Origin of the sequence: Streptomyces sp. NPDC088246 (assembly GCF_044741025.1) — a bacterium.
Taxonomy (GTDB): Bacteria; Actinomycetota; Actinomycetes; order Streptomycetales; family Streptomycetaceae; genus Streptomyces.
Window position 1 is genome coordinate 364,950 of the sequence record NZ_JBIURV010000001.1, and the last position, 23,616, is coordinate 388,565.

Sequence of the window (23,616 nt, forward strand, 5' to 3'; positions counted from 1 at the left end):
CCGGATCCATTGCTGCGTGCTGCGGAGAGGGCAGGATTCGAACCTGCGTGGACCGTTGAGGGCCCGACCTTGCTTGCGCGCGGTCCCCGATAAACCACTCCGGGCACCTCTCCGTGTTTCCGGTCCGGTTTCCCGTCCCGTTCACAGTTGAGAGTCTGCCAGAGGGGCCTGACATGGCCCTGACGTCCCGCTGATGGTGTGCCGGCCCCGGTTCAACCCTGCCCGGCGCGCCCTCACATGCGCCGCAGGCCCACGTACTGGAGTGCACCCATGGCCGCCACGACCAGGCCCTGGAACACGATCCAGCCGTTGCCGATCCCCGTCGCGGTCAGTGCGTCCACGGCGACAGCCGCGACGCTGGCCACGGCCCAGGCCACGTTCAGGGTGATGATGACGGCGACCGCGCCGCGGTTGATGCTCTCCTGGCGGGAGACGACCAGCACCCACAGGGCGTACACGGTGAGGAACACGCCCACCGGGTACTGCACCGAGAGGCGCACGCCGAGGAACGAGTCCAGGACCGTGGCGAGTACGAGGTATCCGATGCCGTTCGCACCGGTCAGGATCACGTCCGCCACGAGGGCGAATCGGAGAAGGCTGTCGGAACGGGCGGCGTCCGTCGCCGGGACCGTACCAGCGTTCTGGGACGACATCATGAGGTCTTCCTTTCGTTGTCATGCTGCTGACCTGGAGGTGTGTGCCGAGTGGGCCCTGAGGTGCTCCCGGCATCGGGGAACACCGGGGCGGGCGAACCGAGGAGGAACCGGGTCTCGGTATTCGCCGGCAGGAACGATTCGAGCGCGATGCCGCTCAGCGGACCGGATGGAAGATCGGAGAAGAGGGTGCCGGGGCGCTCTCCGAACGAGGTGACGATGTGGAAGAAGGTCAACAGGTGCCCCTCCCGGTACAGCTCGATGGGCAGAAGCAGGCGGTCCGCCTCCCCGGATGCGGTGAATTCGGCCTCCTCGGATTTGGCCAATTCGGCATCCTGCGCCGATGGAAGGCCCGCTATGGACGCTTCCAATTCCCGCAGGCGGCCGTCCCCGGTGATTGCGCTCCATCGCCGGAGCATTCGTATGACGTGGTATCTCACCTGGGGAAGATTGGTCAGATGTGGTGCCAGCCCCTCCGGGTGCAGAATGATGCGGAGGAAATTGGCGGGCGCCAGGAGATGGCCGGCGACATCGCTCATCAGCATTTCCATCGTGTGGTTGAGAGCCACGATGTTCCAGCAGCTGTCGGTGACCATGGCCGGATACGGTTCATGGCCGGTCAGTACCTTCTCCAGAACCGGGCGAGCGTCGGCCGGTAACGGGGGGACGCTGTCGTACCAGCGCAGCCTTCCCGCCGCGGTCGCACGGGCAACGAGCTGCTGCCGGTGCGCGGGCGGCAGCCCGAGCGCCTGGGCGATGTGGAGAACCGTCTCGGCGTCGGGCGTCTGTTCGCAGGCCTCGATTCTCCTCAGATGGCTGAGGGAAAAGCCGGCCCGCTCGGCAAGTGCCTGCTTGCTGAGCGATTTCTGGCGCCGCAGGTCACGCAGGAGCAGCCCCAGGACTCCGTCGTCTTCTGTGGAACGCATGCCCATACGGGGAAGGTAATGACCGGCACGGGGCCACCTCAATTACCTCCCAGGTAATGCTCGAAGGGGCTGCACCGGCTCGCGGGGCGTGCCAGGGCCCGTCCACCCCGGCCGGAAAAGGGGAGCCGCAAAAGCAGCTCCCCTTTTCCGGCCTCGCGATGTCAACGCGTAAGGGCTGTCCCGTAATCCCTGGCGGGCGCACGACGACAGCTACGGCACCTCGCCGCGTTGTCGGAACGCCCGAATACGCCCAGTATGAGGACGCCCCTCCGCCTTGCGATGCACCGCATCTGACGCCGTGCGCTGATCCGCCAGGGATTACGGGACAGCCCTTACCGTCCGCGGTCCTCTCGGCACCGACCGCCTCGGCGATCGTCCGTTCCATCGGAACGGCGCCCACCCGCCCCCGAGACCAGGAACGCGGACACCGTCGTCGCGACCGTGATCACTGTGCCGGGCCACACCATCGTCCCGACCGGCACGGTGTACGCCCCGAAGGAGGCCGGGGGCTCCGCCGCACGCGAAACTCGCTCGCCGCGCCGGTCGGACCGGTGCTGTGATGAGGTCATGACCGCCCCGACCAGGCCACAGCACGAGATCCGCGCCCAGTACACCGATACGACCGTCACCGTCTACCAGGCGTACGCCCCGTTCATCGGTCTTCCGGCCGTGCGCGACGGGCGCTTCCCGGAAGTCTGGAAGCGCGACCGCATGACATGGATCAAGCCGAGCTTCCTGTGGATGATGTACCGCTGCGGCTGGGCCACGAAGGAGGGCCAGGAGACCGTCCTGGCCGTCGAGATCACCCGTGAGGGCTTCGACTGGGCCCTGGCGAACTCCGAACTCTCGCATTACGTAAGGGGAGTTCACCCCGACCGTGCCGCCTGGCAGCGCAACCTGCGCCGGAGCCCGGCCCGTGTCCAGTGGGACCCCGAGCGCGACCTCCGCCTGGACCGGCTCGCGTACCGTTCCCTCCAGCTCGGGCTCTCGGGGGATGCGGCGCGGCGATACGCGGACGAGTGGACGGTGTCGATCCGTGACGTCACCCCGCTCGCCCGGCAGATCCATGAACTGGTGCGGGCCGGGCGGCTCGACGACGCGGCGGAACGCCTGCCGCGGGAGTCCCCGTACCCGTCGGCCGGTGCCGGGCTCCCGGCGGGGGCGACGGCCTGACCCGTAACCCGGGCAAAAGAGTTAATGCCCTATAAGGGATATATCTGGCGTTACGCTCCGCGCATGACCCACCATGCCATCCCCCTGGCGGCATCCGGCCTGAAGGTCGACTGGGCCAGGATGCCGACGTACAACACGATCATGGCGGTGGCCGCCGGTGCCGGGCTGTTGCTCGTGGTGGCGCTGGGGCGTCAGATCCTCGCGTCCGGGCGCGTCATCACCCCCGACGGCTGGGTGCTGGCGTTCGGGGCCATCGGCTTCACTCTTGTCACCACCGGCCTCCATATGACCCTGACCTGGCCGCTCGCCGGACAGGGCTTCCCGTTCGACAACGTCATCTTCGGCGAGCCGGCACTCGCCTTCGGCGTCTTTCTGCTGGCCGCGTCCTTCTACCTCTGGAAACGCGGCGCCGAACTCAACAGCGCCGACCGCATCGTCCGCACGGCCCGCGTCGCCTCGCCCATCTCCGTCTTCGTGTTCGGCCTCGGGCTCGCCTGCTTCGGGATCGCCGCCGCGGGCTGGAAATACACCCTCTTCGCCGCGCCGCCCGAGGAACCCATCTCCGGAGAATTCGCGAAGTGGCCGATGGTGGAAGCGAGCTTCATGTCCGGGCTGTACGTCCTCGTGGGCATCGGTGCGCTCCTGTTCCCGTTCGCGCTGCACCGGCCCAAGAGCTGGATGGCTCCGGTCATCGGAGTCGTCTGGGGTCTGGCCGGACTGGCGTTCCTGCTCTTCGGCGGGCTCAACTACTTCACCCACATCGGCCTCATCGTCAACACCATGTGAGTCGCTCAGGACCACGGTGGGCCCGGTCGGACGGCCGGGTCCACCGGGTCCCCCCACCCCGTGACGGCCACCACCTCGCGCGCGATGTCCGTCACCTTCCGCCCGTCCGTCGCGATCCGGACCGTGTCCGCCGGTGCATGCTCGTCCAGGAGACGGGCCTTGCGGACACTGTTCGCCACCTCACGGTCCAGTTCCGAGCCGATCTCGCGTCCCGAGAGCCGGCCGTACGTCGTGGCATCGGAGGCGGTGAGCAGGATGCGGACGATCCGTACATCCGCACCCATCGCTCGCTCGAACATCACCGCCGACTCCGGCAGCACGCTCACCGTGTTCGTGTAGATCAGGCGCCGGTAGCCGAGTTCCGCGAAGTTGGACCAGACCGCCGCCAGATTGCGCTCGGTGATCCCCGCGCGGTGCGGATCGCCCTTCGGCGCCGGATGGACCTGGCCCATCAGATCGCCCTCCACGACCGCGTGCGCCGCCTCGACGGCCCGCAGTTGCGCCGAAACCTCCCAGGCCACGGTCGACTTGCCTACGCCCGCGCGCCCGCCGATGAGCAGTACCTCTGCGTGATTCATGTCGGCAGGGTGCCAGCCCACGAGAGCTCCCGCGATCCGATCGCGCGGCCGTGTCGAACGCGCCCGCCCGAACGGCGCGGCATACCGCACATGGAGTACGGCGGGGGAGTGCCGTACGCCGCAAGAAGGCCGGAGAGTTCCCCCTGGCGGCTGCCCGCGCACCACGACTGTCGGCTTAGGGTCGTGAACCATGGAGACCCCTATTGCGCGTACGTCCCGGTGGCGGCGACTGCTGCCCCGTAAACGCGGCCGGTGGGCCGCGGGCCTCACGGCGCTCGTCGTGCTGGCCGGTGCGGGCACCTGGACCGCCACTGCCGACGACGGCGGGCCCGCCGTGCACCGCCAGGACCGGATGATGCGCGTGGACGGCGTGTCCATCGACACCTCCTACTTCACCACCGGGGGCACGCAGCGCAGGCCCGCCGTGCTGATCGGGCACGGATTCGGCGGCAGCAAGAACGATGTACGGGCGCAGGCCGAACAACTGGCCGGTGCCGGGTACGCCGTGCTGACCTGGTCCGCCCGCGGGTTCGGGAAGTCGGGCGGGGAGATCGCACTCAACGCCCCCGACCGCGAGGTCAAGGACGTGTCCCGGCTGATCGACTGGCTGGCGGACCGGCCCGAGGTGGAGCTCGACGCCAAGGGCGACCCCCGAATCGGGGTCACCGGGGCCTCCTACGGCGGAGCCGTCTCGCTCCTTGCCGCCGGGTACGACAAGCGCGTCGATGCCATCGCACCGCAGATCACCTACTGGAACCTGGCCGACGCCCTCTTCCCCGACGGGGTCTTCAAGAAGCTCTGGGCCGGAATCTTCGTCACCACCGGTGGCGGCTGCCAGAAGTTCGAGAAGCAGCTCTGCGACATGTACGAACGGATCGCCGTCAGCGGGAAGCCGGACGCCGCCGCGCGAGCGCTGCTGACCGAGCGTTCCCCGAGCGCCGTCGCCGACCGGATCAAGGTGCCCGCGCTCATCGTGCAGGGGCAGTCCGACTCCCTCTTCCCGCTCGGCCAGGCCGACGCCATGGCCGAGGCGATAAGCGGCAACGGTGCGCCGGTCGCCGTCGACTGGATCGCCGGTGGGCACGACGGCGGTGACCTGGAGACCGACCGGGTGCGGCAGCGGATCGGCGCATGGTTCGACCGGTATCTGAAGGGCGACAAGGGCACCGACACCGGGCCCGGCTTCCGCGTCACCCGGACCGGAGGTATCGACTCCACCGACGGGGCCGCCCTCACGCGTGGGGCCAGCAGCGATACGTATCCGGGGCTGAACAGCGGAGGAGAAACGATCGACCTCGGGCGCCGGACGCAGACGTTCCGTAACCCGGCCGGCGCCAACCCGCCCGCCATCTCGGCCGTTCCCGGCGTCGGCGGCGGTCTCTCCCGGCTGTCGTCCCTCGGCGTCGGCCTCTCGATCGACTTCCCCGGGCAGTACGCCCGCTTCGACTCGGCCCCGCTGGGCAAGTCCCTGCGCGTCACCGGCTCACCGACCGTGCGGGTCGTCGTCGATGCGGAACGGGGCGACGCCGTGCTGTTCGGGAAGGTGTACGACGTGTCGCCGGACGGCAAGCAGCAGGTGCTGCCCTCCCAGCTGGTCGCACCCTTCCGGATTCCGCAGTCCCAGCAGGGCAGGGGCGTGCAGCTGACGCTCCCCGCCATCGACCACCAATTCGACGCGGGACACCGGCTCCGCATGGTCCTCTCCGCCACCGACCTCGGCTACGCCTCACCGGCCGAGCCGACGACGTACGAGGTGACCGCCGCCGGCCCGCTGACCGTCCCCACCGCCCCCGCCCTGAAGACCGCGGCGGCCACCCCGCCCTGGTGGACCTGGGGGCTCCCGGCCGCCGCCGTCGTGATCGCCGCCCTGCTGCTGCTCACCGCCCGCCGCCGTACCGCGACCCCCGCACCCGAGCCGGCGCTCGCCGGGGTGCCTCTCCAGATCACCGGCCTGTCGAAGAAGTACGCCAGGTCCGCCGAAAGGTACGCCGTGAAGGAACTGTCCTTCCGGGTCGAGAAGGGGCAGGTGCTCGGCCTCCTCGGACCCAACGGCGCGGGCAAGACCACCACCCTGCGCATGCTGATGGGGCTCATCACGCCCGACGACGGCGAGATCCGCGTCTTCGGGCAGGCCATCCGGCCGGGAGCGCCCGTGCTGTCCCGCGTCGGCTCGTTCGTCGAAGGAGCCGGCTTCCTGCCGCACCTGTCCGGGCGCGCCAACCTGGAGCTGTACTGGCAGGCCACAGGGCGGCCCGCCGAGGACGCGTACATCGAGGAGGCCCTGGCGATCGCCGGGCTCGGCGACGCCCTGGCGCGTGCCGTCCGCACGTACTCGCAGGGCATGCGGCAACGGCTCGCCATCGCCCAGGCCATGCTCGGGATGCCGGACCTGCTCATCCTCGACGAACCGACCAACGGACTCGACCCGCCCCAGATCCGCGAGATGCGCGACGTGATGATCCGGTACGCGGCCGGGGGCCGGACCGTCATCGTCTCCAGCCACCTCCTCTCCGAGGTCGAACAGTCCTGCACCCACCTCGTGGTCATGGACCGCGGCCGGCTCGTCCAGGCGGGCCCGGTCGCCGAGATCACCGGCTCCGGCGACATGCTGCTCGTCACCAGCGCGCAGGACGTGGCCGAACCCCTCGTGGGCAAGGTCGCCGCACTGCCGGGGATCGGCTCGGCCGTCCGTACGGACGACGGCCGCGGACTGCTCGTACGGCTCGACGGCGCCACCTCGTCCGAGCTGATCGCCGAACTGGTGCGGCTGGACATGCCGTTGACCGGTGTCGGGCCGCACCGCCGCCTGGAGGACGCGTTCCTCACCCTGATCTCCGGAGGCTCCGCATGAGTGCCGCAGTCGATGTCACAGAAGCCGCCGAGGCTCCCGGCTACCGCGCCCGGCACACCCTGCCGCTGCGCGTCGAGGCGGTACGTCAGCTGCGCCGGCGCCGCACCCTGCTCATGGGCGGGGTGCTGGCGGCGCTGCCGTTCATCCTGATCGCCGCGTTCGCGATCGGCGGCACGCCGTCCTCCCGGGGCGGCGGCGACCGGCTGACCCTGATGGACACCGCGACCGCGTCCGCCGCGAACTTCGCCGCGACATGCCTGTTCGTGTCCGCCGGGTTCCTGCTCGTCGTCCCGGTGGCGCTGTTCTGCGGGGACACCGTCGCCTCCGAGGCCAGTTGGTCCTCGCTGCGCTATCTGCTGGCGGCGCCCGTGCCACGGGCCAGGCTGCTGTGGAGCAAGCTCGTCGTGGCGCTCGGCTTCAGTCTGGCCGCGATGGTGCTGCTGCCGCTCGTCGCACTGGCCGCGGGAGCCGCCGCGTACGGCTGGGGGCCGCTCGAACTCCCCACCGGCGGGGCGCTGGCGACCTCGGCCACCGTGCCGCGCCTGGCGCTCGTCGTCGCGTTCATCTTCGTCTCCCAACTGGTCACCGCCGGGCTGGCGTTCTGGCTGTCGACGAAGACCGACGCCCCGCTGGGCGCGGTCGGCGGGGCGGTCGGGCTGACCATCGTCGGCAATGTGCTGGACGCCGTCACCGCGCTCGGGTCCTGGCGCGAATTCCTGCCCGCGCACTGGCAGTTCGCCTGGGCGGACGCGCTCCAGCCCGATCTTGAATGGGGCGGCATGGCGAAGGGCGCGGCGATCTCGGTGACCTATGCCCTGATCCTGTTCGCTTTCGCCTTCCGGGGGTTCAGCCGTAAGGACATCGTGTCCTGAGCTTGACCTTCCGCCGATTCCCCGGCCTCCGTTGCCGCATCGAGATTCATCCGCAACGTCTTCGTCTGCTCCTCGGCACCGTCTCGCACGTCACATTCACAAGTGCTGACACGACGACGTTGGGGGCAGGGCATGGAACGCCGGACAGGGAAGTACGTACGGACATGGCGAGGGGCACTCGGCGTGCTGCTGGCGTGCGGGATGCTGCTCACCGGGTGCTCGGGGGCATCCGACGGAACGAAGTACTCCTCCGCCGACCGCCGGGCCGCCCCCGCCCCCGCACCCGCCGCGTCGGGCGGTGCGGCCGACAACGACGGCGCGAAAGGCGCGGACGGCTCGAAGAAGCAGGACGGGCCGCGGGAATCCGCGCCGCCCGACTACCTGTCCACCTTCGCCCTGGACGTCGACACCGCCTCGTACGGGTATGCGCGCCGCACCCTCGCCGACGGCAACCTGCCGGAGCCGGCCACCGTGCGGCCCGAGGAGTTCGTCAACAGCTTCCGCCAGGGCTACCGGCGCCCGGCCGGCAACGGCTTCACCGTGAACGTCGACGGCGCCCGTGCCGGGGCCGACGGCTGGTCGCTGGTACGGGTCGGCCTGGCCACCCGGGCCGCCCCCGCCCGTGACGAGCGCCCGCCCGCCGCGCTCACCTTCGTCGTCGACATCTCCGGCTCGATGGCCGAACCGGGCCGCCTCGACCTGGTGAAGAAGTCCCTGGGCATCCTCACCGACGAACTCCGCGACGACGACTCGATCTCCCTGGTCACCTTCAGCGACGAGGCGAAGACACTGCTGCCGATGACCCGGCTACGGGACCACCGCGGCAGGATCCGCGACAAGGTCGACTCCATGGAACCCACCGACTCCACCAACGTGGAAGCAGGCATCCGGCGCGGGTACGACGAGGCCGTCGACGGCCGCGTCAAGGGCGCCAGCAACCGGGTCGTCCTGCTCTCCGACGCCCTCGCCAACACCGGGGAGACCGATGCCGCAGCCATCCTCGAACGCATCGACTCCGCCCGCCGCGAGTACGGCATCACCCTCTTCGGCGTCGGCGTCGGCAGCGACTACGGCGACGCGCTGATGGAACAGCTCACCAACAAGGGCGACGGCCACACCACGTACATCGCCGACGAGACCCAGGCCCGGAAGGTCTTCGTCGACCAACTGCCCGCACACCTCGAACTGACGGCGCGCGACGCCAAGGCCCAGGTCGCCTTCGACCCGGAGAGCGTCGAGAAGTTCAAGCTGATCGGTTACGAGGACCGGAAGGTCGCCGACGAGGACTTCCGCAACGACCGCGTCGACGGCGGCGAGGTCGGCCCCGGCCACACGGTGACGGCGCTCTACGCCGTACACCTCCGGGACGGTGCCTCCGGGCATGTGGCGACCGCGACCGTGCGCTGGCTGGACCCCAGGACCCGGGCCCCGCACGAGCAGACGGGGGCGGTCGGGACGAAAGCGATCGACGGTCCGCTGTGGGGCGGCGACAGCGAGCGGCTCCAAGTGACGGCGGTCGCCGCCTATTTCGCCGATGCGCTGCGCGGAGGCCGGCTGCCGGGTGCGCCCGGACTCGGAGAACTCGCCTCACATGCTGACAAGTTGGCTTCCGGGACCGAGGACGACTCGGTACGGAAGCTGGCGACCGCGATCGGACAGGCCGACCGGCTCAAGGGCGGCGGGGGCGACAACGGGTCCGGAGGCGCACCGGAAGGCGAGATGGACTGACCGGGGGAGGCGTCGGGCCGCACCGGCATATGAAAGTGGGCTGTGCGGCCCGCCCGCCGACGCCATGATGTGCACCATGTCCTCTCTGTTGGCGACGCTCGCCGTGATCACGACCGGCCTCTATGCCGGCTTCCTGCTGACGTTCCTGATGGCGATCATGCCCGGCATCGCGGTACTGCCGGACGAGCGGTTCACGGCCGCGATGCGCCGCTTCAACGAGAAGGTGCCCTCACCGGCCTTCCTGGTCCTCTTCGTCGGTGTGATCGCCTTGCCGGCCGCCGTGGTCGTGGGAGCCGACGACGACGCGGACCGGGCGCTCGCAGTGGCGGCGCTGGTCTGCGCGGTCGGCAGCCACCTGATCACGATCGCCGGGAACATCCCGCTGAACAAGGCGCTCGCGGCGTCCGAGGGCGGCGATGACAGCGCGGCCCGCGAGGCGTTCGAGTCCCGCTGGAACAACCTCCACCGGATCCGGACGGCCCTGTCCCTCGCCGCGTTCGCACTGCTGGCTGTGGCCGCCGGGTAGGACGACGGGCCGGTTCCTCCCACCGTGAAGGTGCCGGCCCGCCCGCGCATCACGCGAGGTGGAAGACCTCGGCCGGCGGGACCATCGCCTCGTCCGCCGCCTCCGGCTGCTCGAAGAAGTCCGTCATCCCTGATCCCCGCAGGGAATCCCGGCCTTCAGGCCGGGCGGGAATGCGATCCTTGGACCGGAGGCGCGGAGCGCCGGAGTGCTCCGCCTCCAGGCCGGCGAGACCATCACCGCCGACCACATCGACGGTGACAAGTATGCCGACCTCGTCGTGGGCCGCACGGTCGAGGGCTACGACAGCGATCTCACAGGCCCTCTGCCCCCCGTCACGATCGCGGCCGGGGGTAGGGCCGGCCCTACCCCCGGAACTCGGGCAGCACGGATGTAACCGCCCCGGGACCGTCTCCTACGGTGGGGCCATGCGCCCTCGCACTGTGTGGCAGGCCCTGCCGACCCTCCGCTATCTGCTGACGCCCTGGCCCTGGAGGTCGGCCGGCTACCTGATCAGCGGTGCCCTGGCCGGCGCGGTCGTCCTGGTGGTGATCGTGATCGGCGTGGCCGTGGGCGGTGCGCTCTCCCTCGCACTGATCGGACTGCCGCTGCTCGCCCTCCTCGCTCTGACCGGGATTCCGGTCGCGGCCCTGGAGCGGCGCAGGCTCCGCCTCATGGACCGCACCCCGGCCTCCGACCCGCACCGCCGGCCGGAGGAACCGGGGCTGTGGAGCTGGATGACGTGCCGGTTCCGGGAGCGGGCGACCTGGCGGGAACTCGGGTACGTGCTGCTGCTGGCGGTGGTCCTGTGGCCACTCGACGCCCTCGCGGTGGGCATCTGCACGGTCGTCCCACTGGCGGTGGTGAGCACTCCCGTGGTGATGGAGGTGTACGGGGACGGCGCGGAGGCCCGGGTGGTGAAGCTGTGGACGGTCACGACGTGGCCCGAAGCCTTCGCGACCGCGGCGGGCGGACTCGTCACTCTGATGCTCGGCTGCTACTTCCTGGGCCTGCTGGCCGGAGCGAGGTCGGAGCTGACCCGCTTCCTGCTCACATACCGATCAGCCGAGCCGGACGCCCGGGTCATGGAACTCACCCGTTCCCGGGTCCGGTTGGTCGACGCCTTCGAGGCCGAACGCCGCCGTATCGAACGCGATCTGCACGACGGGGCCCAACAGCGCATTGTCGCGCTCACCATGATGCTCGGGCTGGCCCGTCTGGACGCCCCGCCCGGCCCCCTGGCCGACCAACTGGCCAGGGCCCACGAGGAGGCCGGCAAGGCTCTCGCGGAGCTGCGCGAGCTGATCCACGGCATCCATCCCAAAGTCCTCGCCGACTACGGCCTCCAGGCCGCGGTCGCCGACGCCGCCGACCGTTCCGTGATCCCCGTCGACCTGGACCTCGAACTGCCCGGCAGATTCCCCGAAGCCGTCGAGGCAGCCGCGTACTTCGTGGTCTGCGAGGCACTGGCCAACGTCGCCAGACACAGCGGCGCGCACCGCGTCGCGGTCAGCGGCGGCCACGCAGGAGGCCGGATGTTCCTGGAGATCCACGACGACGGACGGGGCGGTGCGAGCACATCCGGCGGCGGCAGCGGACTGACCGGCTTGGCCGACCGGGTGTCCGTACTGGATGGCAGACTCTCCCTGTCCAGTCCGGCCGGGGGCCCGACCCGATTGCGTGTGGAGATTCCTTGCGAGTGGACCGATCGCTCCGCGTAGTTCTGGCCGAGGACAGCGTGCTGCTGCGCGAGGGCCTCATCGGCCTGCTCACCCGCTTCGGCCACGAGGTGGTCGCGGCCGTCGGAGACGCGGAGGCGCTCACGGCGGCGGTGGCCGAGCACGGCCCGGACATCGTCGTGACCGACGTCCGGATGCCGCCCGGCTTCCAGGACAAGGGCCTGTACGCGGCGGTGAGGCTCCGCGAGAAGCAGCCCGCCCTCCCGGTGCTGGTCCTGAGCCAGTACGTGCAACGCACGTACGCCGCGGACCTCCTCGACTCCGGGGACGGCTCGGGCGTCGGCTACCTGCTCAAGGACCGGGTCGGCCAGATCGAGGAGTTCACCGACGCCCTGCAGGAGGTCGCCGACGGTGGCACGGTCGTCGACCCGGAGGTCGTACGCCAACTCCTGCGCCGCCGCCGCGATCCACTGGAGCGCCTCACCGCCAGGGAACGCGAGGTGCTCGCCCTGGTGGCCCAGGGCAGGTCGAACGGTGCGATCGCCCGCGACCTGGTGGTCTCCGAGGCCGCGGTGGGCAAGCACATCGGCAACATCCTCGCCAAGCTGGACCTCCCACCGGCCGACGAGACGCACCGCAGGGTGCTGGCCGTACTGACCTTCCTGCGCGCGTAACCCGGCGGATCTGCCACGACGTTCCGTGGCCGGATGCGGCAACCCCGCCGAGGAGCGCGCCGGAAGACACGGCAACCCGGGTCCGCTCGGCCTGTGGGCCGGCTAGAGCGGTGTGGCCGCGTGCAGGAGCAGGGCCAATGTGACCGCCGAATTCGCTGAGAACATCGCGGACAGGGCGGCGCCCGTAGTCGCGGCCCACAGCGCCAGGCCCACCATGGTGAAGGCGGGCGGCCAGGTGCGCGCCGCAGGCGGTGGACCGAGCAGGGCCGAGACCCGGCGCGGGAGAGGGCCGGATGCGGCGAGGGCCGCGAGCGTCGCCGGGAAGGTGCTGCGCGAGACGAGAGCGGCCTTGCCGATCGCACGAGCGACGGTTTTGCGGCTGCCGACGGCTTGGGCGGCCTCCTCGTCCGCCCACCGCTCGGCCGAGTAAGTCACCGCCGTGCGCAGGGGCCACAGGAACGGGTTGGCGCAGGCCGCCAGTTGCACGGTCAGGAGGTGGCGGTGATGCCGGGCGGCGAGATGGGTGCGCTCGTGGGCGAACAGGGCCCGGCGCTCCCGTGAGGTGAGGCAGGCAAGCATGCCGGTGGACACCACGATCCGGTCGCGCGGCCCGCCGGGCAGTGCGTAGGCGTACGGTTCGGCGTCGGGAAGCACCGCCACGCCTGTGCGGGGCAGGCCCGAAAGCGCGTTGTGGGCGCGCCACCGTACCCAGCGGTGGCGGAACAGGGCCCGGCCGCAGCTCATGACGACCGCGATCAGCGCGGGAATCGCGGCCTTTCCGGCGATCTCATGCCGGGGCACGCTCTCGCGCACCTCAGGATCCGACCAGCCGTCCGGCAGCGGGTTTCCGGGCAGTTGCGCGGTGCCGACCACCATCAGCAGCGCCAGGCACAGCGTGCTGCACACGGCCATGACACCGGACACGCCGGTCAGCAGCCCGGTGGCAGTGCGTGGATGCAGGTGTTTCTCGGCCAAACGCGCGACAGGCCACGCAGTCAACGGCAGCACCAGCGGCAGGAAGACGAAGATTCCCACGAGACGTCAGTCCTCCGACCCGTCGTCCGCCTGGTCCAGCAGTTCGCGCAGCAGTTGCCCGTCATCGGCCGGCAGTGCGGTGATGAAACTGGCCAGCACAGCCCTCCGATCGCGCTCACCGTCCAGCACCTTGTGCATCTTGAACGCGGCGAGCCCGGCCTCGTCAGCGGCGGGCAACCACACGAACGACCGGCCCTCCCGCCTGCGGGTGACGGCGTTCTTGCCCAGCAGCCGGGCCAGGACCGTCATCACGGTCGTGTACGCGAGGTCGGCGTCCAGGTGCTCCTGCACCCAGCCCGCGGTGGCCGGCCCCTCAGCAGTGTGCAGCGCCGCGAGGACCTGCGTCTCCAGCTCGCCCTGTGCTCGGCGCTGACCACGCAGAGGAGATTCCGCCACCCTCGCTCTGCCTCCTGCCTGATCCCGCTTCGCCCTGGGGCATTCGTGAGCCTCACATCGTATAGACCCCGTGCCCACAGCCCAGCGATCACGGCACGTGTGGCCGCGGTGCGTCAACCACTGCGGGCCGGTTCCATGCTCGGCGAGTGCGGCAGGGGCCGGAGACCCTGCGGCGCCGAGGGGCCGACAGCGCGCGCAGGAGCCGTTCGTCGTCCTCGGGCGGGGCGGCGAAGGCCCGACGCCGACAGCTGCGGCCCCAGGGAGGCGCGCCCGCCTCGCTCGCGGGGTTCCGCCCCCTTGGCTCAGAGCCGGGTCAGCAGGTGACCACGGTGGTGTGGGCGAGGTCGCCGTCGAACATCTCCCGCACGCGGGTGGCCGGTACCGGTCGACGTCCGGCGTACAGGGCGGCCGGCAAGTGGGGCCTCCAGCCCGGCAGGAACCCCGGTGTCTGGCATGCCGTCATATGCGCTTCCTCTTCGGCTCCTTGTGCGGGGAAGTCTGCGGGTGGCGCAAATTGGCGGCGCCTGTCCGCGTCGCCCCCTCCGTAACTTCTACAGTGTTGTAGATTTCAGTTCGGGTCCGTCTCCCGGATCCGTGGCGACCGCGTGCGTGGAGGGATGAGTCATGGGTGTTTCCCTGGCCAAGGGCGGCAATGTGTCGCTGAGCAAGGAGGCGCCGGGCCTGACCGCGGTGCTGGTCGGCCTGGGCTGGGATGTGCGGACCACGGCCGGTGCCGACTTCGACCTGGACGCGTCCGCTCTGCTGCTCAACGAGTCGGGCAAGGTCCTCTCCGACCAGCACTTCGTCTTCTACAACAACCTCACCAGCCCGGACGGTTCGGTGGAGCACACCGGCGACAACCTCACCGGCGAAGGCGAGGGCGACGACGAGTCCGTCAAGGTCAACCTCACCGGCGTGCCCGCCGACGTCGTCAGGATCGTCTTCCCGGTCTCCATTCATGACGCCGAGGCGCGCGGGCAGAGCTTCGGGCAGGTACGCAATGCTTTCATCCGTGTGGTCAACCAGGCCGGCGGTGCCGAACTCGCCCGCTACGACCTGTCCGAGGATGCTTCGACCGAGACCGCGATGGTCTTCGGCGAGCTGTACCGGAACGGCGCCGAGTGGAAGTTCCGTGCCGTCGGCCAGGGGTACGCGTCAGGTCTGGCCGGGATCGCCGCAGACTTCGGCGTCAATGTCTGACAGAGCTCGGCGCAGACGATCAGGGTGAGGGCCGCGTCCTTGGCCCTCACCCGTCCGTACGCGGGGACGAACGTCCGGGTGGTGTCCATCGAGTCTGCCAGGGAGATGGCGTGACCGGCGCGTCCAGCCTCCGTCCGGAGGCCGCGCGGACTTCGAGTCGGTGCTGCGCCTCGTGCTCGGCCTCCTCGGCATCCGCTCCGGGCTGTTCGACGACCCCGCCTTCAGGTCCTCGCCGCGTCTGTACGCCCAGGCGTCGGCTGCGGCGAGTCACGGACGCCGTCGGTGACCAGCGGCCGGACGGGTGCTCGCGCTCGCCGCGGTGGTGACCGCGGCCATCGGGCTCAGCGCCCTGCCGCATACGGCGGTCCGACAGCACGGCGGTCCCGATTTCGACGCCGGAGCCGTGTGAGCGGCGAGCTCGTGGACCGAGCCCGGGAGTGATGGCTGCAGGCTCTTCTGGACAGAGGCGTGCTGCCCTGCCCACGCAGCCGCCCGCCTGAGCCCCCGCCCCGTAGACCACACCCTGAACAACCCCGCAACAGAAAGCGAGATGACGCATGTCAGTCAACCTGAGCAAGGGCCAGCAGATCAGCCTGAGCAAGTCCGACGGCAGTGCCCTGATTTCCGTACGCATGGGACTCGGCTGGCAGGCCGCTCCCCGCAAGGGGTTCCTGGCCAAGCTCACCGGCCCCCGGGACATCGACCTGGATGCCTCGGCCCTGCTCTTCGCCGACCGTCAGCTCGCCGACGTCGTCTTCTTCCAGCACCTGACCAGCAACGACGGATCCGTGCGGCATGCCGGTGACAACCTCACCGGCGGTGCGGGTGCCGGCGGAGACGACGAGACCATCCTCGTCGACCTCGCCCGCGTGCCCGCCCACATCGACCAGATCGTCTTCACGGTCAATTCCTTCACCGGCCAGACGTTCGCGGAGGTCGAGAACGCCTTCTGCCGACTGGTCGACGACGCCAACGGCACCGAACTGGCCCGCTACACCCTCAGCGGCGGTGGTGCCCACACGGCGCAGATCATGGCCAAGTTCCACCGGAACGGCGGCTCCTGGCAGCTGCGGGCAATCGGCGAGCCCGCCGCCGGCCGGACGTTCGAAGACCTGCTGCCCGCCATCAGCGCACACCTGTAGCCAGGCCGGCGGGGGCTGGGCAGCCGTAGCCGCTCAGTCCCGGGAGTTGCCGAACAGGAGGCGGTATCCGATGAGCAGGACAAGGGAGCCGCCGATCGCCGCACCCCAGGTGGTCAGGTCGAAGAACTGCTTCTCCACCGGGCGGTCCAGGAACCGGGCGGAGATCCAGCCGCCCACGAAGGCGCCCGCGATACCGATGAGCGTCGTACCGATGAAGCCGCCCGGATCGCGGCCGGGAAGCAGGATCTTGGCGATCGCACCCGCGAGAAGCCCGAGGATGATCCAGCTGACAATGCCCATGTCGTCGTCTCCTTGCCGGGCCGCGTCCGGAAACGTCTCCCGCTCGACCGGCCGTTTTATGTTGCTCGGTTGCGCAAACTACAGCTACTCCGAGGACGCGGGGCGGGGCACTCGCGGTTGCGCGTTCCCCGGGTGCGAGATCCGTACAGGAGACACTCACTTTAAGTATTGCGCAACTATGGAACTGAAGGGATCCGGACCGCGTTGAGCAGGACGAGCGCGGAACGCCGGAGCAACTGCGGAGGAAGTTCATGGGTGTGCCCCTGACCAAGGGCGGAAACGTCTCATTGAGCAGTCAGGCCCTCGGCCTGACTGCCGTGACGGTGGGGCTGGGATGGCAGGTGGGAGCCGGCTGCGATCTGGACGCCAGTGCGCTGCTGTGCGACCGGGCCGGGAAGGTCCTGTCCGACCAGCACTTCGTCTTCTTCAACAACCTGAGCAGCCCGGACGGCTCGGTCCGCCATTCCGGAAGCGGAGACGCGGGCGCTGGAGGGGACGACGAACAGGTCCATGTCGACCTCGTCAAGGTTCCGGCAGACGTCGCGAAGATCGTCTTTCCGGTGTCCATCTACGAGGGTGTGCCCCGCGGCCAGAACTTCGGGCAGGTGCGCGGCGCCCATATTCGCGTGGCCGACCAGGAGGGTGGCGCCGAGCTCGCGCGCTACGACCTGGTGGCCGGGAGCCTGTCGACGGAGACCGCGATGGTTTTCGGCGAGCTGTACCGGCACGGTGCGGAGTGGAAGTTCCGCGCCGTGGGGCAGGGCTATGCCTCCGGGCTCGCGGGCATCGCCACCGACTACGGCGTCGACGTCCTGCGTGAGACGCCGGGTCCGAAGTCCACCACTTCGGCGCCGGACGCCGCGGACGACAGAGGCACCAGTACGTATGCGCCGACCGCGCCTGCGGTACCGACACCGACCGTCGTCGTGCCACAGCCGCCGATGGCCGCCCAACCACCACAACCGACAGGGAGTTCTCCCATGACCTGCTTCTTCGACCCCAGCCACGGTCCCGGCATGACGCCCGTGACATGGTCTCCTCAGTGGGGTGTGCCCCGGCAGATCCAGACGTGCGGCGGCTGCGCCCAGCGGGTGCAAACCACCCCTCCGCCTTACTACACCCCGCCCCAGCCGGGATATCCGCAGCCCGGCTACCCGCAGCAGCCGCAGGGCTACCCGCAGCAGCCGCAGGGCTACCCGCAGCAGCCGCAGGGGTACCCGCAGCAGGGCTATCCGCCCCAGCACGCAGACCACCAGGACCAGCAGGGCGGCCGCAGATTCGGTACGGGTGCGCTCATCGGCGCCGGTGCGGCCGGTCTGGTCGGTGGTGCGCTGCTCAACGAGGCGTTCAGTGACGACGAGCCGGAAGTGGTCGTGAACAACTACTACGAGGAGGACTGACCGGCTCATCCTGCCGCCCGCCCGGACGTCCTCGTCGGACGGCCGGGCGGATGCGCGAGCACCGGCGGTGATCCGGACGGGCACGGACGCCGGGTGGCGGACACCTAGACTGGGCCGAGGCACAGGACGGTGATCACGACGGGACGGGAGAGGGCTGTGGCGGCAGACGTTGGTGGCTCCGAGGATCCGCCCGCCGGGGTGCTGGCCGAGGCAGCCGCTGCGTTCGGGCTGCTGGCGTCGTCGGCGCGGCTGCACATCATGTGGGCCCTGGCGCAGGGGGAGAGCGATGTCACACACCTCGCGGAACGGGTGGGTGGGGCCCTGCCCGCGGTCAGCCAGCACCTGACAAAACTGAGACTCGCCGGTCTCGTGCGCTCCCGCCGCGATGGCCGACGCCAGGTCTACTACGTCGACGACCCCGACATCGTGACCGTGGTCCGGCTGATGGTCGGCCAGCTGGCCGCACGTGCCGAGGGAGCATCGGCGCCGACGGGCCGACTGCGCGAGACCGGTGCCTGAGACCTCCGCGGCCGCGGGAACGGGCTCGGAGATGTCCGGGCCCGCAGTCGCGTCGGCGGCGGGTAACGGCCCCGTCGGCGGCGAAGTCATGCACGAACGGACGGCGCCGACCACGCTTGAGGTGCTGCGGCGGCTGGACAGCGGGCCGCGCGGGCTGATGGAGGTCCAGGCCGAGGAGCGTCTGACCCGGTTCGGCGAGAACACTCTGCCCACCCGGCGGCCGGATCCCTGGCTCGGGCGTTTTCTGCGCAGTCTGCGGGATCCGTTCACCGCCGTGCTGCTGTGCCTCGCCCTGGTCTCGGCGCTCGTGGCCTCCTGGGGCACCGCGGGCGTGATCATGGTGCTGGTCGTGGTCAGTTGCGTGCTGCGCTCGTCCGGCGAGCACCGGGCGGAGGGGGCGATGACGACGCTGCGCGCGTTGGTCGCGACCACGGCGACCGTGCTGCGGCGCGCCGACGAGGACGCGCCGTCCGTGGCCCGGGAGATCCCGGTCGACCAACTGGTGCCGGGAGACGTGATCCGCCTCGGCCCGGGCGACCTGGTCCCGGCCGACGTACGGCTCCTGCGGGCCTGCGGGCTGAGCCTCTACCAGGCGGCGCTGACCGGGGAGTCGGCGCCGGTCGCCAAGTACCCCGTCGACGCGCCGCCCCCGGTCGCGGGCGGGATCTTCGATCAGCCGCAGCTGTGCTTCCAGGGCAGCAGCGTCGCCGCAGGCAGTGGCACCGCGGTGGTGTCGGCGACCGGGCCGCGCACGCGTCTGGCCGACAGGTACGAGGAGCGCGGGCACCGCGAGGCGAACGCCTTCGACCAGTCCGTGCACGGCATCTCCTGGATCCTCATCCGGTTCATGCTGCTCACGCCGCCGCTGGTGCTGATGGCCAACGCGGCGCTGCGCGACCGGGGCCTGGAGACCCTGCCGTTCGCCGTCGCGGTGGCGGTCGGCCTGACCCCGGAGATGCTGCCGGTCATCGTCACCACCTGCCTGGCCCGCGGCGCGTCACTCCTCGCCCGCTCGCACGGGGTGATCGTGAAGCGGCTGCCCGCGCTGCACGACCTCGGTGCCGTCGACATGCTGTGCCTGGACAAGACCGGCACGCTCACCCTGGACCGCCCGGTCGTGGACCGCGCACTCGACGCCAAGGGCAAGGACACGCCCGAGGCACTGCACTGGGCCTCCGTGAACGCCTGGTGGACCCTTCAGCTCGCCGACCTGCCCACGCCGGACGCCTTCGACGAGGCGATCCTGGAGGCGGCCGGCGTGGACGCGGCGGAGCGTTACGACGGCACAGCGGCCATCCCCTTCGACCCGGTACGCCGCCTGGCCACCGCCGTCGTACGCACCCCCGGGCGCCTCGGCACCCACATCCTGGTGGTCAAGGGCGCGGTCGAATCCGTACTGGAACGCTGCGTGCTGGAGGACCGCGAGCGCGAGCGCCTGCTCGCGCTCGCGGCCGAACAGGCGGACAGCGGACTGCGAGTGCTGGGGGTCGCCACCGCCGAACGCCACGCCCGCACCCGCGACTACACCCCGGCCGACGAACGCGGCCTGACCTTCCGGGGTTTCGTCACCCTGCGGGACGCGCTCGTACCGACCGCGGCCGACGCCCTCAAGGCATTCGCCGACCGAGGCGTCACCGTCAAGGTCCTCACCGGTGACCACCCCGGTACGGCGGCCCGTGTCTGCCGCGACCTGGGCCTCGCCCCCGGAGACGTACGGATCGCCGACGACATCGATACTCTCACCGATACCGAACTCACCGAACTCGCCCGCCGTACCACCGTCTTCGCCCGCTGCACACCGCAGCACAAGGCCCGGATCACCACCGCCCTGCGCGCCGGCGGACACACCACTGGATTCCTCGGCGACGGCGTCAACGACCTGCCCGCACTGCACGCCGCCGACGTAGGCATCTGTCCGCGCGACGCCGTGAACGTGACCCGGGAAAGCGCGGACGTGGTGCTGGCCGACAAGGACCTCACCGCGATCGACCACGCCATCACCGCAGGCCGGTACTCCAGCGGCAACATCGCCACGTATCTGCGTACCACGCTCTCCTCCAACCTCGGCAACGTCATCGCGATGCTTGGCGCGGGACTCCTCCTGCCCTTCCTGCCGATGCTCCCCACACAGGTCCTGGTGCAGAACCTGTGCTTCGACGCCGCCCAGCTCGCCTACGCCTACGACCGTCCCGCACGCAATGCGCTGCGGCGGCCCACGGTTCTGCGCCCGCGGGACCTCCTGCGTTTCATCACCGGCTTCGGCGTCCTCAACGCCACCGCCGACCTGGCCACTTTCGGTGTGCTCGCGCTGGCCCTGCACGGGCCGGGGACGGGAGACGACGAGGCGGTGTTCCACTCCGGCTGGTTCACCGAGAACCTGCTCACCCAGGCTCTGGTGATGCTGCTCCTGCGCCTCGGCCGGCGCGGTGCCGAAGTCCGGACGTCAGGACCGGTCGGCCGGGCCGCGGCCGGGCTCGCCGCTGCCGGACTTCTGCTGCCCCTGTCCCCGCTCGCTCCGCTGCTCGGCATGGCACCGCTGCCGGGTCTCTACTACCCGTTGCTCGGCCTCGTCCTCGCGCTCTACGCAGCCGCGCTGAGGGTGGCCAGGGCACGCTACGAACGACAGTGAGCAGCTTTGTCGGCGAGGTGCCATCGTATGAACGCGCTGCCCCGAAGACGAGCACGCCGAAGACAAGACGCCGCTTTCCTGGATGGTGTGCACATGCGTCTGCCGGGTGGCCCTACCCGTACGACAGGTTGGAGCACAGGTCGTCATCGGCTGAGCGGGCGTCGTCGGCCACGGTGGTGGGTACCGCGGCAGCCTCGGCCGAGGCGTCCTCGGTCGCGTAGGACCGGCCCAGGGTCACACTGATGCCTGTGCTGGTTGTCGACTGCAACCGGGCGCTCGGGAAGAGCCTGGCGACGCTCTGGGCCTGGCTCTTCTGCCCCGGTCCGTACTCGATCACTGTGATGGCGTGGTCCTGGGTGCTCGCGTTCGCCGTACCGGTGACGGTGAAGTGGTGGTCGGTAAGGGTGGCTGCGGCACGTGCGGCAAGGCCGCTGGTGGTGGTGCCGTTGTAGACCACGACGTCGACGCCTTCTCCGGACAGGTTCTCGTCGGTGCTCGGCGAGGCGGAGGCCGCCGCCTCGCTCTTCTTGCCGCTGGCGTCCTTGCCGTCGACGGTCCGGTCGGCCTTCAATGCGGCCCAGAGTTCGTCGGTGTCCGGCTGGACGATCGCGACGCGTGCACCCTTGTACCGCCAGGGGATGGTGACGAACTTGGTGTTGTGCAGGTCGATGTTCTGCAGGGACATCGCGAAGGAGATCAGTTTGTCGGCCGAGCCGAGACCGGGGTCGACGGTCATCGACTTGGTGGCGGCGTCGGCGAGCGGCAGCAGCTTGGTGGGGGTGATGCCGTCGCTCTTCACCCTCGTGATCAAGCTGGCCACGAACGCCTGTTGGCGCTTGATGCGGCCTATGTCGGAGCCGTCGCCGATGCCGTGCCGGATGCGTACGTAGTCCAGCGCCTTCTGGCCGGAGACGGTCTGCTCGCCCTTGCTGAAGAGGAGTCTGCCCTGGGTGGTGCGGTTGGGGTTGAGGTCCTTCTGGTAGATGTCCTGCGGCAGGCACACCTTCACACCGCCGACCACGTCCGTCAGCTCGGCGAAGCCCTTGAAATCGACGACCACCGTGTGGTCCACGCGCAGCCCGGTGAGTTCCTCGACGGTGTTCTGGGTGCATGCGGGACTGCCGTTGGCTGTCTGCCCCACCGCGTAGGCCTCGTTGAACATGGCGTCGGTCCGCGTCTTGGTCCACGAGCCGTCCGGCAGCTTGCAGGGCGGGATGGTGACCAGAGTGTCGCGCGGGATGGATACGGCGACGGCGTGCCGGCGGTCGGCGTAGACGTGCAGCAGGAAGGCGGTGTCGGAGCGGCCGATGTCGCTCTTGTCGCCGCCGCCCAGCGCGCTGTTGCCGCCGGTGCGCGCGTCCGACCCGATGACGAGGACGTTCTCGCCCTTCGCGGCTTTGGGGCGGTCGCCGGAGATGCCGTCCGCGCTGAAGGTGGCGATGTTGCCGTTCAGGTTCAGGAAGACCCAGCCGAGCCCGGCTGTGCCGAGCACGAGTATGGACACCGCTATGAGGAGGGTGATCCGCAGGGGACTGCGTTTACGGCGCCGCCTGGTGCTGCCGCTGTGGTGTCCGCCGTTCCGCGGTGGAGGTGCCGTGTGCCTGCGGCGCGGCGGAGCCGCCGGGTGGCTGGTTGTCATGTGTGCGCCCTCATCCGTCTGCCTCATACGGAGGGGACGACTGACCCCACCGAAAGGTTGTACAGTTGCGCAATGTAGCAAGCATTGCGGATGGTGCGGCGCGCTCGGCACCCACCTCTGTCCGGTGAAGGGAATGGGGTGGGCGGGATGCTCCGCAACGGACTGGAACCCTGGCACTTGCTGATCGTCGCGATCGTGGTGATCGTGCTGTTCGGCTCGAAGAAACTGCCGGAGACCGCCAGATCCCTGGGCAAGTCGATGCGCATCCTCAAGAGCGAGGCCAAAGCCATGAAGCAGGACGGCGCCGCGGAGACCTCTGCCGCCCCTGCCGGTGACACCTCGGCGCAGGAAGCGCCGCGCATCATCCGGGCGGCACCGGGAGACGCCGCCTCGGGCCGTCCCGCCACGGAGAGCGACGCCACCCGCTGAGCCGCGCGCGACGCGCCCATCAGGGACTGGGCTCCGCCGACCGTCTCGCCCTTGCGCGCGAGGCCGAGGCAGGGGACCGGCGGGTAGCGCGCGCCCTGCAGGTGCTGGAACGGCCGTCCTTCATGCTGTCCGGCGCCCAGCTCGGTATCACGGTGACCGGTCTCGTGGCCGGCTTCATCGCCGAGCCGCCCGTGTCCGCGCTGCTCAATCCCGCGCTGTCCGGCATCGGTAGTGGTGGGCGATGGCCCCCAAGTCGTGGGCCATCGCCCACCCCGAGCGCTCGGCAGTGCTGCTCTCCCCACCCTTCCGGGCGCCGGCGAAGGCCGTACGCCCGCTCATCCGGCTGCCGAACAGGATGAGCAACAGCCTGGTCCGGCTGTGCAGGGTCATCCCGCGCGACGAGCCCGCCTCGGTCCACAATCGCGAACAGTCACCCAGCTGGTCGAGGAGTCCGAACGGCTCGGGCTGATCAGCGAGGCGATCG

22 protein-coding genes, 1 tRNA gene and 2 pseudogenes are annotated in these 23,616 nt (G+C 70.2%); 15 read left to right on the plus strand and 10 right to left on the minus strand.

The annotated features are described in order from the left end of the window. Positions 1 to 22: 22 nt before the first annotated feature. The 3 genes from ACIPEK_RS01655 to ACIPEK_RS01665 form a co-directional block, all read right to left on the minus strand. Positions 23 to 113 (minus strand) — tRNA-OTHER (locus ACIPEK_RS01655). Between the two features lie 120 nt (positions 114 to 233). Further along, complete coding sequence (locus tag ACIPEK_RS01660) at positions 234 to 656, minus strand: hypothetical protein (RefSeq protein ID WP_401989613.1); 423 nt, start codon at positions 654 to 656, stop codon at positions 234 to 236. After that, positions 653 to 1,579, minus strand: coding sequence for a helix-turn-helix domain-containing protein (locus tag ACIPEK_RS01665; protein ID WP_401989614.1), 927 nt, complete (start codon positions 1,577 to 1,579; stop codon positions 653 to 655). Before ACIPEK_RS01665 ends, ACIPEK_RS01660 begins: the two co-directional genes overlap by 4 nt. Before the next feature lie 567 nt (positions 1,580 to 2,146). Between ACIPEK_RS01665 and ACIPEK_RS01670 the strand changes: the two genes are divergently transcribed. Together ACIPEK_RS01670 and ACIPEK_RS01675 are read left to right on the plus strand one after the other, a co-directional pair. After that, positions 2,147 to 2,752, plus strand: coding sequence for a DUF4291 domain-containing protein (locus tag ACIPEK_RS01670; protein WP_401989615.1), 606 nt, complete (start codon positions 2,147 to 2,149; stop codon positions 2,750 to 2,752). Positions 2,753 to 2,815: 63 nt separating this feature from the next. Beyond that, positions 2,816 to 3,538 carry a DUF981 family protein gene (locus tag ACIPEK_RS01675; RefSeq protein WP_401989616.1) on the plus strand — a complete coding sequence of 241 codons (723 nt, stop codon included), beginning with the start codon at positions 2,816 to 2,818 and terminating at the stop codon, positions 3,536 to 3,538. A 5-nt stretch (positions 3,539 to 3,543) separates the two neighbouring features. On the opposite strand, the gene ACIPEK_RS01680 is transcribed toward ACIPEK_RS01675, so the two are convergent. Further along, positions 3,544 to 4,116 (minus strand): hypothetical protein, encoded by a 573-nt coding sequence (locus ACIPEK_RS01680; protein WP_401989617.1) that lies wholly within the window; start codon positions 4,114 to 4,116, stop codon positions 3,544 to 3,546. 190 nt (positions 4,117 to 4,306) lie between these two features. Between ACIPEK_RS01680 and ACIPEK_RS01685 the strand changes: the two genes are divergently transcribed. The 4 genes from ACIPEK_RS01685 (at position 4,307) to ACIPEK_RS01700 (ending at position 10,093) form a co-directional block, all read left to right on the plus strand. Beyond that, positions 4,307 to 6,967 (plus strand): alpha/beta fold hydrolase, encoded by a 2,661-nt coding sequence (locus tag ACIPEK_RS01685; protein WP_401989618.1) that lies wholly within the window; start codon positions 4,307 to 4,309, stop codon positions 6,965 to 6,967. After that, on the plus strand, positions 6,964 to 7,839 hold the full coding sequence (locus ACIPEK_RS01690; RefSeq protein ID WP_401989619.1) for an ABC transporter permease: 876 nt from the start codon (positions 6,964 to 6,966) through the stop codon (positions 7,837 to 7,839). The genes ACIPEK_RS01685 and ACIPEK_RS01690 overlap by 4 nt, the downstream gene beginning before the upstream one ends. A gap of 132 nt (positions 7,840 to 7,971) precedes the next feature. Further along, complete coding sequence (locus ACIPEK_RS01695; RefSeq protein ID WP_401989620.1) at positions 7,972 to 9,567, plus strand: von Willebrand factor type A domain-containing protein; 1,596 nt, start codon at positions 7,972 to 7,974, stop codon at positions 9,565 to 9,567. A gap of 76 nt (positions 9,568 to 9,643) precedes the next feature. Then, positions 9,644 to 10,093, plus strand: a complete 450-nt coding sequence (locus tag ACIPEK_RS01700; protein WP_401989621.1) for a DUF1772 domain-containing protein — start codon at positions 9,644 to 9,646, stop codon at positions 10,091 to 10,093. Positions 10,094 to 10,142: 49 nt separating this feature from the next. Here ACIPEK_RS01700 and ACIPEK_RS01705 read toward each other — a convergent pair whose 3' ends face one another. Then, on the minus strand, positions 10,143 to 10,340 hold the full coding sequence (locus ACIPEK_RS01705) for a hypothetical protein (protein ID WP_401989622.1): 198 nt from the start codon (positions 10,338 to 10,340) through the stop codon (positions 10,143 to 10,145). Positions 10,341 to 10,518: 178 nt separating this feature from the next. Here ACIPEK_RS01705 and ACIPEK_RS01710 point away from each other — a divergent pair, with 178 nt between their 5' ends. Together ACIPEK_RS01710 and ACIPEK_RS01715 are read left to right on the plus strand one after the other, a co-directional pair. Next, positions 10,519 to 11,811, plus strand: a complete 1,293-nt coding sequence (locus ACIPEK_RS01710) for a sensor histidine kinase (protein WP_401989623.1) — start codon at positions 10,519 to 10,521, stop codon at positions 11,809 to 11,811. Further along, positions 11,784 to 12,443, plus strand: a complete 660-nt coding sequence (locus ACIPEK_RS01715; RefSeq protein WP_401989624.1) for a response regulator — start codon at positions 11,784 to 11,786, stop codon at positions 12,441 to 12,443. Before ACIPEK_RS01710 ends, ACIPEK_RS01715 begins: the two co-directional genes overlap by 28 nt. Before the next feature lie 102 nt (positions 12,444 to 12,545). On the opposite strand, the gene ACIPEK_RS01720 is transcribed toward ACIPEK_RS01715, so the two are convergent. The 3 genes from ACIPEK_RS01720 to ACIPEK_RS01730 all read right to left on the minus strand — a co-directional run bounded on the left by ACIPEK_RS01720 (position 12,546) and on the right by ACIPEK_RS01730 (position 14,337). Further along, on the minus strand, positions 12,546 to 13,478 hold the full coding sequence (locus ACIPEK_RS01720; RefSeq protein WP_383068957.1) for a M56 family metallopeptidase: 933 nt from the start codon (positions 13,476 to 13,478) through the stop codon (positions 12,546 to 12,548). Between the two features lie 6 nt (positions 13,479 to 13,484). Then, entirely contained in the window at positions 13,485 to 13,874 is a 390-nt protein-coding gene (locus ACIPEK_RS01725) for a BlaI/MecI/CopY family transcriptional regulator (protein WP_383068955.1), read from the minus strand. Positions 13,875 to 14,187: 313 nt separating this feature from the next. Then, positions 14,188 to 14,337 carry a hypothetical protein gene (locus ACIPEK_RS01730; RefSeq protein WP_401989625.1) on the minus strand — a complete coding sequence of 50 codons (150 nt, stop codon included), beginning with the start codon at positions 14,335 to 14,337 and terminating at the stop codon, positions 14,188 to 14,190. A 161-nt stretch (positions 14,338 to 14,498) separates the two neighbouring features. Between ACIPEK_RS01730 and ACIPEK_RS01735 the strand changes: the two genes are divergently transcribed. Both ACIPEK_RS01735 and ACIPEK_RS01740 read left to right on the plus strand, forming a co-directional pair. Next, entirely contained in the window at positions 14,499 to 15,074 is a 576-nt protein-coding gene (locus ACIPEK_RS01735; protein ID WP_401989626.1) for a TerD family protein, read from the plus strand. Between the two features lie 557 nt (positions 15,075 to 15,631). Then, positions 15,632 to 16,216 (plus strand): TerD family protein, encoded by a 585-nt coding sequence (locus ACIPEK_RS01740; protein WP_401989627.1) that lies wholly within the window; start codon positions 15,632 to 15,634, stop codon positions 16,214 to 16,216. A gap of 33 nt (positions 16,217 to 16,249) precedes the next feature. Here ACIPEK_RS01740 and ACIPEK_RS01745 read toward each other — a convergent pair whose 3' ends face one another. Then, positions 16,250 to 16,516 carry a GlsB/YeaQ/YmgE family stress response membrane protein gene (locus ACIPEK_RS01745; RefSeq protein ID WP_383068949.1) on the minus strand — a complete coding sequence of 89 codons (267 nt, stop codon included), beginning with the start codon at positions 16,514 to 16,516 and terminating at the stop codon, positions 16,250 to 16,252. A gap of 251 nt (positions 16,517 to 16,767) precedes the next feature. Here ACIPEK_RS01745 and ACIPEK_RS01750 point away from each other — a divergent pair. The 3 genes and pseudogenes from ACIPEK_RS01750 to mgtA all read left to right on the plus strand — a co-directional run. Further along, positions 16,768 to 17,328: pseudogene (locus tag ACIPEK_RS01750) on the plus strand (TerD family protein); the annotation flags it as partial. A gap of 744 nt (positions 17,329 to 18,072) precedes the next feature. Continuing rightward, the gene (locus ACIPEK_RS01755) at positions 18,073 to 18,435 is read left to right on the plus strand and encodes an ArsR/SmtB family transcription factor (protein WP_401989628.1); all 363 of its coding nucleotides are present in this window, start codon (positions 18,073 to 18,075) and stop codon (positions 18,433 to 18,435) included. 31 nt (positions 18,436 to 18,466) lie between these two features. Continuing rightward, on the plus strand, positions 18,467 to 21,064 hold the full coding sequence (gene mgtA, locus ACIPEK_RS01760; RefSeq protein ID WP_401989629.1) for a magnesium-translocating P-type ATPase: 2,598 nt from the start codon (positions 18,467 to 18,469) through the stop codon (positions 21,062 to 21,064). Between the two features lie 112 nt (positions 21,065 to 21,176). Here mgtA and ACIPEK_RS01765 read toward each other — a convergent pair whose 3' ends face one another. Next, positions 21,177 to 22,703, minus strand: coding sequence for an LCP family protein (locus ACIPEK_RS01765; protein ID WP_401989630.1), 1,527 nt, complete (start codon positions 22,701 to 22,703; stop codon positions 21,177 to 21,179). 147 nt (positions 22,704 to 22,850) lie between these two features. Between ACIPEK_RS01765 and tatA the strand changes: the two genes are divergently transcribed. Then, positions 22,851 to 23,132, plus strand: coding sequence for a Sec-independent protein translocase subunit TatA (gene tatA, locus ACIPEK_RS01770; RefSeq protein WP_401989631.1), 282 nt, complete (start codon positions 22,851 to 22,853; stop codon positions 23,130 to 23,132). Continuing rightward, positions 23,129 to 23,609 (plus strand): annotated as a pseudogene (locus tag ACIPEK_RS01775) (CNNM domain-containing protein); the annotation flags it as partial. The gene tatA and the pseudogene ACIPEK_RS01775, both read left to right, overlap by 4 nt. Positions 23,610 to 23,616 lie beyond the last annotated feature (7 nt).

Bases quoted from the DNA above. Each gene is read 5' to 3' on its own strand.
- ACIPEK_RS01660 (WP_401989613.1), bottom strand. From the start codon at position 656: ATGATGTCGTCCCAGAACGCTGGTACGGTCCCGGCGACGGACGCCGCC.
- ACIPEK_RS01665 (WP_401989614.1), bottom strand. From the start codon at position 1,579: ATGCGTTCCACAGAAGACGACGGAGTCCTGGGGCTGCTCCTGCGTGAC.
- ACIPEK_RS01670 (WP_401989615.1), top strand. From the start codon at position 2,147: ATGACCGCCCCGACCAGGCCACAGCACGAGATCCGCGCCCAGTACACC.
- ACIPEK_RS01675 (WP_401989616.1), top strand. From the start codon at position 2,816: ATGACCCACCATGCCATCCCCCTGGCGGCATCCGGCCTGAAGGTCGAC.
- ACIPEK_RS01680 (WP_401989617.1), bottom strand. From the start codon at position 4,116: ATGAATCACGCAGAGGTACTGCTCATCGGCGGGCGCGCGGGCGTAGGC.
- ACIPEK_RS01685 (WP_401989618.1), top strand. From the start codon at position 4,307: ATGGAGACCCCTATTGCGCGTACGTCCCGGTGGCGGCGACTGCTGCCC.
- ACIPEK_RS01690 (WP_401989619.1), top strand. From the start codon at position 6,964: ATGAGTGCCGCAGTCGATGTCACAGAAGCCGCCGAGGCTCCCGGCTAC.
- ACIPEK_RS01695 (WP_401989620.1), top strand. From the start codon at position 7,972: ATGGAACGCCGGACAGGGAAGTACGTACGGACATGGCGAGGGGCACTC.
- ACIPEK_RS01700 (WP_401989621.1), top strand. From the start codon at position 9,644: ATGTCCTCTCTGTTGGCGACGCTCGCCGTGATCACGACCGGCCTCTAT.
- ACIPEK_RS01710 (WP_401989623.1), top strand. From the start codon at position 10,519: ATGCGCCCTCGCACTGTGTGGCAGGCCCTGCCGACCCTCCGCTATCTG.
- ACIPEK_RS01730 (WP_401989625.1), bottom strand. From the start codon at position 14,337: ATGACGGCATGCCAGACACCGGGGTTCCTGCCGGGCTGGAGGCCCCAC.
- ACIPEK_RS01735 (WP_401989626.1), top strand. From the start codon at position 14,499: ATGGGTGTTTCCCTGGCCAAGGGCGGCAATGTGTCGCTGAGCAAGGAG.
- ACIPEK_RS01740 (WP_401989627.1), top strand. From the start codon at position 15,632: ATGTCAGTCAACCTGAGCAAGGGCCAGCAGATCAGCCTGAGCAAGTCC.
- ACIPEK_RS01745 (WP_383068949.1), bottom strand. From the start codon at position 16,516: ATGGGCATTGTCAGCTGGATCATCCTCGGGCTTCTCGCGGGTGCGATC.
- mgtA (WP_401989629.1), top strand. From the start codon at position 18,467: ATGTCCGGGCCCGCAGTCGCGTCGGCGGCGGGTAACGGCCCCGTCGGC.
- ACIPEK_RS01765 (WP_401989630.1), bottom strand. From the start codon at position 22,703: ATGACAACCAGCCACCCGGCGGCTCCGCCGCGCCGCAGGCACACGGCA.
- tatA (WP_401989631.1), top strand. From the start codon at position 22,851: ATGCTCCGCAACGGACTGGAACCCTGGCACTTGCTGATCGTCGCGATC.